Source organism: Spirulina sp. CS-785/01 (assembly GCF_028330525.1).
In the GTDB taxonomy this organism is placed as follows: Bacteria; Cyanobacteriota; Cyanobacteriia; order Cyanobacteriales; family Spirulinaceae; genus JAQMSD01.
The window spans coordinates 21,326-28,095 of the sequence record NZ_JAQMSD010000345.1 but is presented as its reverse complement, the minus strand read 5'-3'; the positions used below and the strand labels follow the sequence as shown (position 1 = coordinate 28,095).

Below are 6,770 nucleotides of genomic sequence, written 5' to 3'. Positions count from 1 at the left end.
TGCAAAGGGAAAAATGCCAAAAAAAGTGACAATAGAACCGTATTTGAGTACAGAGGAACTATACGAAAAATATAGAGCCGCTAAAGAAGGGGTACAAAGAAGTCATTACCAAATTATTTGGTACATCAGTCAGGGGAAAACGCCCCAAGAAGTAGCGGAATTAACAGGGTACAGCCGTCTTCGAGTGTATCAATATGATTGGATGTGGTTAAGTGGATTTGTTGAGCCGACCACAGGAAAAACCTATTGGTGGATAGTCCCCCGTTTAAATTGGCAAGTGTTTGAACAAATGCTGATTGAATTTGCTGAACATTTTGGTCTAGGACCCAAAAAAAGAATCCTGTTAGTCTTAGACCAAGCCAGTTTTCACACTACAGCCAAAATCACGATTCCTTTGGGGATACATTTATTGTTTCTCCCCCCAAAATCTCCAGAACTTCAGCCCGCTGAGAGCTTATGGCCTTTAACCAACGAAGCGATCGCGCGCTCAAGCTTATGACAATTTCGATGCCCTAGAAGAGGTCACATCCCACCGTTGTCGTCTTTTAATAGAACGCCCCGAACAAGTGCGTCGGGTTACGGCTTTTCACTGGTGGTGTGATGCTGTCGTTGCCTAATTTATAGTAATTAACCGGATTTGATATCACTAGCACTCTGAGCCGCTATCCTATGAGAAGTAACTCATTATCCTCATTCCGTGCGTTTGTCTCATCCCATCTCATTTAACAGACAATTGGCCCTCTTGGCCACCATGCACCAGAAAGAGCAGGTGATAGCCCCAATTTTACAAAGGGAATTGGGGTTAAAGCTCTCTGTCCCCCCCCACTTTAACTCAGATCGCTTTGGCACATTTACGCGGGATATTCCCCGGCCTGGGGAGCAGTTGGAAACAGCCCGCCTCAAAGCTCAGGCTATTTTGGAGGAAAGGGAGGAAAAGATCGCCTTGGCCAGTGAAGGGAGTTTTGGGCCGCATCCCTCCCTTCCCTGGTTAGCTTGCGATCGCGAATTAGTTTTACTCCTCGATCATCGTCATCAGTTAGAATTAGTGGGACAGGCCATTTCGACAAATACCAATTATGGGCAACAGCGTGTCACCACTTTGGACGAAGCCCACACTTTTGCAGAAAAAAGCGGCTTTCCTGAGCATGGACTGGTAGTGCGGCCTGATCGAGATCAACATGATCCCCTTTGGAAAGGAATTACTGATGCAGAGCAGTTGCAAGACTGCGTGCAAACCTTACTCCAACAACAGGGAAATGCGTGGTTAGAAACCGATATGCGGGCTATGTATAACCCAACCCGGATGCAAGTGATCCGCGAAGCCACTCAAGATTTAGTCCGCAAAATCCGGCAAACTTGCCCCCATTGTCATTGGCCGGGTTTTGATGTGGTGGGGCGTAATCCGGGTTTACCCTGTGCTTGGTGTGGCCAGCCTACTTTGGGCATTTTACAGCAGATTTATCGCTGTCAGAGTTGTTCCCATGAGGTGATTGAGAAATATCCCGACGGACGGGAAACTAATGATCCGAGTCAATGTCCTTACTGTAATCCGTGATGGGATCATGGATAATTAAGTTTCTTGCCCTTTGATATAGATTAACCCAGACCAGAGGGTTAGGGCTAGGGCTAACCAGAATAGAATCAGGGTGGGTGGTTGCCAGGTGGGGGAGAGAGGGGCAATTAAAAGCGCGATCGCGCCAATCTGTGTCACCGTCTTCGCCTTTCCCCAGAGATTCGCCCCAATAATTTTGGGTTGATTCACACGCCAGCCTGCAATAGCAACTTCTCGGCCAATCCACAAAAACACCGCCCAAGCAGGAATCACCCCCCACGCTAAAATTGACAAAAGCGGGGCTAAAACCAATAACTTATCCACCAAGGGATCAAGAAACTTGCCTAAATCGGTAATTTGGTCTAATTTACGGGCCAAAAACCCATCGAGCCAATCGGTCCCCGCCACCAAGGCAAAAATCCCCAAAGCCCACCAACGAGACTGCTCTGTCGGTTGATCCAATAAATAGAGCAAAAAGGGAACACCAATTAAACGAGACACTGTAATCGAATTGGGCAAATTAAGCATCAGTTGGGCAGCAAAACACAGTTAATTAATGGTCAAAATTGTATCTTGTCTGGTGATCATTGCCTACAGGAATCCAGTCATTCATCCACGGGTTTTAAACCCGTGGATGAATGACTTATTACTCACTTCTCACTATCTCACTTCTCTTTCCTCACTCCTTCTCCCCCATCTCCCCTTTTTGACCACCCACCCTAAAGATAGGGTAAAATTGGTGTAGCGTAGAGTTTCTCCCCAGTTTTATGATACGAGGATGGCGGCATAGTCTTCTGGTAGTCCTATTACTCTTAACCGTGGTATTATCGGCTTGTAGTGCGGCGACTCCTCCCGTTAGCTATGCACCTGGGGGGGAATTGGTGAAAAAAGCGATCGCGCTACAACTCGAACAATCCCAACAACAGTTAAGCGAACAACTCCAAGGGAGTCATCCGGCACTTAACATTACCAATATTGCCGTCAAAACCATAGACCCCCTCTATTTTGCCCAACTCCCCACCTACCATTTAAAGGGAACATATAAACTCGAAATCGAGTTACCCAACCAAAATGTCACTCAAGAGAAAAACGAGTTTGATATTTACTTACAACGGCAAAAAGAAGGAAAAACTTGGCGTTGGTTAAAACGAGAAGTCACAGACACCGAAAAACCGCCTATTTGGAGAACGTATTTAGTGCGCTAAACCCTTGGATAAAAACCCAAAGATTTAAGTCATCACTGCAATAGTCAACATAATTTTAGTAAACCAAAAACTAAGAATCAACAATACCGCCACCGCAAGCGGGGAAAACCTTAAAGGAATTTGTGATATCTTATTACAGCCAATATGTAACATTAAAATCGTGTAAGTTAAACTAATAATCGCCAACATTAAAATAATTTCAATATTACCCACTCCTAAAAAAGTAGAAAGGATAATAAACGCTGCTGGAACAATTAACGCGATTCCTGCAACCAAAACATCTCGGTCTAAATTTCCTTCCCCTTTAAACAGTAATCTCACCGCAGCACTAGCTACAATAAAACTTAAAAACGTAATCACCGCAGTAATAAAAATCGAAAAATTATTAATTCTTCCGGCTGACGCCAATTGAGCGTACATATTCAAGACGCTTTGTTTATAGCTCAAAAAAACGGCGATAACATAAATTCCCCCTAAAATGCAGCCCATTTTTAAAGCCGCTTTTCGGTTAATTTTTTGATTAAATTCCTCTAACCCAAACGGATTAAGAAAACAAAGTTTTAATCCTTCCAAAAATAACTCCATATCCAACTCTTTTTGTCTGGGCCGAGGTTGGGGAGGTTTCGGTTGCGAAGGGGGGACAGAATCAACGGTTTCGGGGGGTTTCTGTCGCCGTTCTGGAGGGGGTTTGGCTTCAGAATTAGGGGGATCTGTAGGATAATGGGAGGGGGAGTTGTGAATGAAAAAATTTTCTTGCCAAAAAAATAAGTCTCCCGTGTCCTCTGCTTGGGCCGAGACTTGTACAGTGTCAATGAAAGGACAATCTAAATTTGCGATCGCACGTTTTAACCAAGATACCGCACTCCCCTGATTAAACGGAGTTGCAGCCCTTAAAGTAAGATTTAATTGAGTCGAGGTAATAGTCGCCGTTGCCTGAATCCCCTTGGGATTGAGAGACCGATTAATCAAAGACGCAATGGCCGCCGCATCGCCATCCTTAGCCCGTTTCAGCAACGTTGATGATTGTCGCGCCATAATCTATCCTCGTCATAGAATATTCTACCTTGTACGCTACAACTACAACCTTAGCTAATTTCTGAAAATTTAGCTTTTTTTGCGATTTCCCCCCAATGAAGACAAAACCCGACCCCCCGAAACCGGGTTTCTGTAGAGAATAATGAAACTCAACACCCAATGAAAACAAGAAACCCGGTTTCTCACCCTATCAAAAACTAATCCTCCCAAGACGGGACATCCACCCAACATCCCTTCTCATGGGACTCGTGAGTTAAATCCATTAACAATTGCGAATAGACCCCCTCTCGCAACGACGGGGCCTTCTCCATTCCCGAATCAATACAATAGACCCAATGATCCACCACCCGCACAAAAGGGGCCAAACGGCCATCATCAAACACCTGGGGAAACTGTAACCGCTTCGGCACTTCTAACACTTGTAACGGTTCACCTGCGGAGGCAAAATAGGGGACAAACCCATGTACATAGTCCTTCAGATTATCACTGCCTAACACCAAAGTCCCCCGATCGCCATACACCTCCAACCAATGGCCGCGGCCCGCATACGTCACCGAAGATAAAGCCAATTGTACCGGAGTTCCATCCGTTAACTCCATCATAACTAACCCCGTATCATCCGCATCCACAGGCTTTAACTGCCCCCCCTCCTTGGGATCAGGTCGTTGGGGAATAGCACAATTGAGATAACCACATAACCGTCTCACCTCACCGAATAACCAGCGAATATAATCAAACGCATGGGACCCAATCGCCCCTAATGCTCCTCCCCCCTTCTCCTTCTGAGCATACCAATTCCAAGCGCGATCCGGGTTAGCCCGACTCACCACCAACCAATCAATCTTCACCAAGCGAATTTTCCCCACTTCCGAAAGCATCTCCGCAAACCGTAACCATTCTGGCACAAAGCGAAACTCAAAATCCGCCACCGCCATCAACCCCTTTTCTCGCGCTAGGGTATATAACTCTTGCGTCTCCTCAGCCTTCAACGTCATCGGCTTTTCCAGTAACAAATGTTTGCCCCCATTTAACACCCGTTTTCCCATCTCATAATGAAGAAACGGGGGAGTGGCCACCGTCACCGCATCCACCTCCGGCAGGGCTAAAATTGCCTCTAAATCGTCCATTGCGTGGGGGATATTGTAATCTTGGGCAATTTGTTGAGCTTTATCTAAATTGCGATTCCAAACCGCCACCACATCAGTGCGATGATGATGTTGTAATCCGGGGATGTGGATTTTCTGACCAAATCCTGTGCCAACCACAGCAACCCCAATGGTTTTTTCACTCATAGGTCCTTTCCTTGCGCGTTTGCGTAGCGTCTCCGGGGGAGAATTGTCATCGTACATTATCTCCCAAAGGTGAGTCCAGCACCAAATCCGCGATCTACTATAGAGTTAACCGCTCGTTGAAAGTCCGTCTGAAAAACAGCGATATCCAAAAAGGGGAAAGTGGCGGCTACCGAGTCATTTACCTCGACACAGCCACCTTAGAAAACGTTTTGGCCCAGTATGACCCACCCATCAACCCCTGAATTGCCCCATTTCCAGACAACTCCCAGAAATTAAATTACCAAACACGAATACTTAACTCCCCATAGTGACCCAATACCTGATAAATTTACCCAGTATCGGTAATAACAGATAAAGAAGGCAGTATGAAAGTTTTGGTCATTGGTGGAGATGGATATTGTGGATGGGCAACCGCACTCCACCTATCCAACCAAGGTCATGAAGTCGGCATCCTCGATAACATGGTGCGTCGGCATTGGGATACGAAACTTGGAGTCGATACCCTTACCCCCATCACTCCCATTCAAAAACGGCTACAACGTTGGCACGATCTTACAGGCAAGCACATCGACCTGTATGTTGGCGATATTACGGACTACAGTTTTTTAAGTCAAACCCTACGCCAGTTTGAACCAGAGTCTGTGGTTCACTTCGGAGAACAACGGTCTGCTCCCTATTCTATGATTGACCGGGAACACGCCGTATTTACTCAGGTGAATAATGTAGTGGGGACCTTAAATATCCTCTACGCAATGAAAGAGGACTTCCCCGACTGTCACTTGGTTAAGTTGGGAACAATGGGAGAATACGGGACTCCCAACATTGATATTGAAGAAGGTTATATCGAAATCGAACACAATGGTCGTAAAGACCTTCTCCCCTATCCTAAACAACCCGGTAGTTTCTACCACTTATCCAAGGTTCACGATAGCCACAATATCCATTTTGCCTGCAAAATTTGGGGACTGCGAGCCACGGACTTAAACCAAGGGGTGGTGTATGGAGTCCTCACCGAAGAAACAGGCATGGATGAGATGTTGATCAACCGTCTCGACTATGATGGAGTATTCGGAACCGCATTAAACCGTTTCTGTATTCAAGCCGCAGTAGGACATCCTCTCACGGTGTACGGAAAAGGAGGCCAAACTCGCGCTTTCCTCGATATTCGGGACACGGTGCGCTGTGTGGATTTAGCGGTGCGTAATCCGGCGGATGCTGGACAATTCCGGGTCTTTAACCAGTTTACTGAACAGTTTAGCGTTGGGGATTTAGCCCTGAAAGTGAAACAAGCGGGTATTACGTTAGGGATGGATGTGGAGATTAAAAACCTCGACAACCCCCGCGTAGAAGCCGAAGATCATTATTTCAACGCTAAGAATACCAAGTTACTCGATTTAGGGTTACAACCCCATTATCTGTCCGATTCCTTGTTAGATTCCCTGTTAAACTTCGCCCAGAAGTACAAAAACCGGGTCGATCAAAAACAAATTTTACCCAAGGTGTCTTGGCATCGGAAGTAAGTCCCCTAAAGGGGTAGAGTGTGATTTCACCTAAAAAATCACACTCTCCTATTTTTCTGTTTTTGCTGGAAAAAAGAGAAAATCGACCCATCAATTGCTTTGCAGAAGGGGCCGGGATATTGTTGGGAGGAGTAATTACGGCTATTGGGATTCACGGACTGTGTAC

The 6,770-nt window shown here is 45.9% G+C and carries 6 protein-coding genes and 2 pseudogenes; 5 read left to right on the top strand and 3 right to left on the bottom strand.

Annotation, left to right across the window (positions count from 1 at the left end):
* Positions 1 to 13 precede the first annotated feature (13 nt).
* A pseudogene (locus tag PN462_RS22960) lies at positions 14 to 617 on the top strand (transposase).
* A gap of 134 nt (positions 618 to 751) precedes the next feature.
* On the top strand, positions 752 to 1,555 hold the full coding sequence (locus tag PN462_RS22955; RefSeq protein ID WP_443029266.1) for a DUF6671 family protein: 804 nt from the start codon (positions 752 to 754) through the stop codon (positions 1,553 to 1,555).
* 15 nt (positions 1,556 to 1,570) lie between these two features.
* Here PN462_RS22955 and pgsA read toward each other — a convergent pair whose 3' ends face one another.
* Entirely contained in the window at positions 1,571 to 2,080 is a 510-nt protein-coding gene (gene pgsA / locus PN462_RS22950) for a CDP-diacylglycerol--glycerol-3-phosphate 3-phosphatidyltransferase (RefSeq protein ID WP_272131188.1), read from the bottom strand.
* A gap of 239 nt (positions 2,081 to 2,319) precedes the next feature.
* Between pgsA and PN462_RS22945 the strand changes: the two genes are divergently transcribed.
* A complete protein-coding gene (locus PN462_RS22945) occupies positions 2,320 to 2,757 on the top strand; it encodes a hypothetical protein (protein ID WP_272131186.1) in 438 nt (145 codons plus the stop codon).
* Positions 2,758 to 2,781: 24 nt separating this feature from the next.
* On the opposite strand, the gene PN462_RS22940 is transcribed toward PN462_RS22945, so the two are convergent.
* Entirely contained in the window at positions 2,782 to 3,792 is a 1,011-nt protein-coding gene (locus PN462_RS22940; RefSeq protein WP_272131185.1) for a hypothetical protein, read from the bottom strand.
* 197 nt (positions 3,793 to 3,989) lie between these two features.
* Entirely contained in the window at positions 3,990 to 5,084 is a 1,095-nt protein-coding gene (locus PN462_RS22935) for a Gfo/Idh/MocA family protein (protein WP_272131184.1), read from the bottom strand.
* 119 nt (positions 5,085 to 5,203) lie between these two features.
* Between PN462_RS22935 and PN462_RS23740 the strand changes: the two are divergent.
* Both PN462_RS23740 and PN462_RS22925 read left to right on the top strand, forming a co-directional pair.
* Positions 5,204 to 5,281 (top strand): annotated as a pseudogene (locus PN462_RS23740) (type II toxin-antitoxin system RelE/ParE family toxin); the annotation flags it as partial.
* Positions 5,282 to 5,449: 168 nt separating this feature from the next.
* Complete coding sequence (locus PN462_RS22925; protein WP_272131182.1) at positions 5,450 to 6,604, top strand: NAD-dependent epimerase/dehydratase family protein; 1,155 nt, start codon at positions 5,450 to 5,452, stop codon at positions 6,602 to 6,604.
* The last annotated feature ends 166 nt before the right edge of the window (positions 6,605 to 6,770 follow it).

What these genes read in the sequence shown, in the direction of transcription:
- pgsA (WP_272131188.1), bottom strand. Translation starts at nt 2,080, where the DNA reads ATGCTTAATTTGCCCAATTCGATTACAGTGTCTCGTTTAATTGGTGTT.
- PN462_RS22945 (WP_272131186.1), top strand. Translation starts at nt 2,320, where the DNA reads ATGATACGAGGATGGCGGCATAGTCTTCTGGTAGTCCTATTACTCTTA.
- PN462_RS22935 (WP_272131184.1), bottom strand. Translation starts at nt 5,084, where the DNA reads ATGAGTGAAAAAACCATTGGGGTTGCTGTGGTTGGCACAGGATTTGGT.
- PN462_RS22955 (WP_443029266.1), top strand. Translation starts at nt 752, where the DNA reads ATGCACCAGAAAGAGCAGGTGATAGCCCCAATTTTACAAAGGGAATTG.
- PN462_RS22925 (WP_272131182.1), top strand. Translation starts at nt 5,450, where the DNA reads ATGAAAGTTTTGGTCATTGGTGGAGATGGATATTGTGGATGGGCAACC.
- PN462_RS22940 (WP_272131185.1), bottom strand. Translation starts at nt 3,792, where the DNA reads ATGGCGCGACAATCATCAACGTTGCTGAAACGGGCTAAGGATGGCGAT.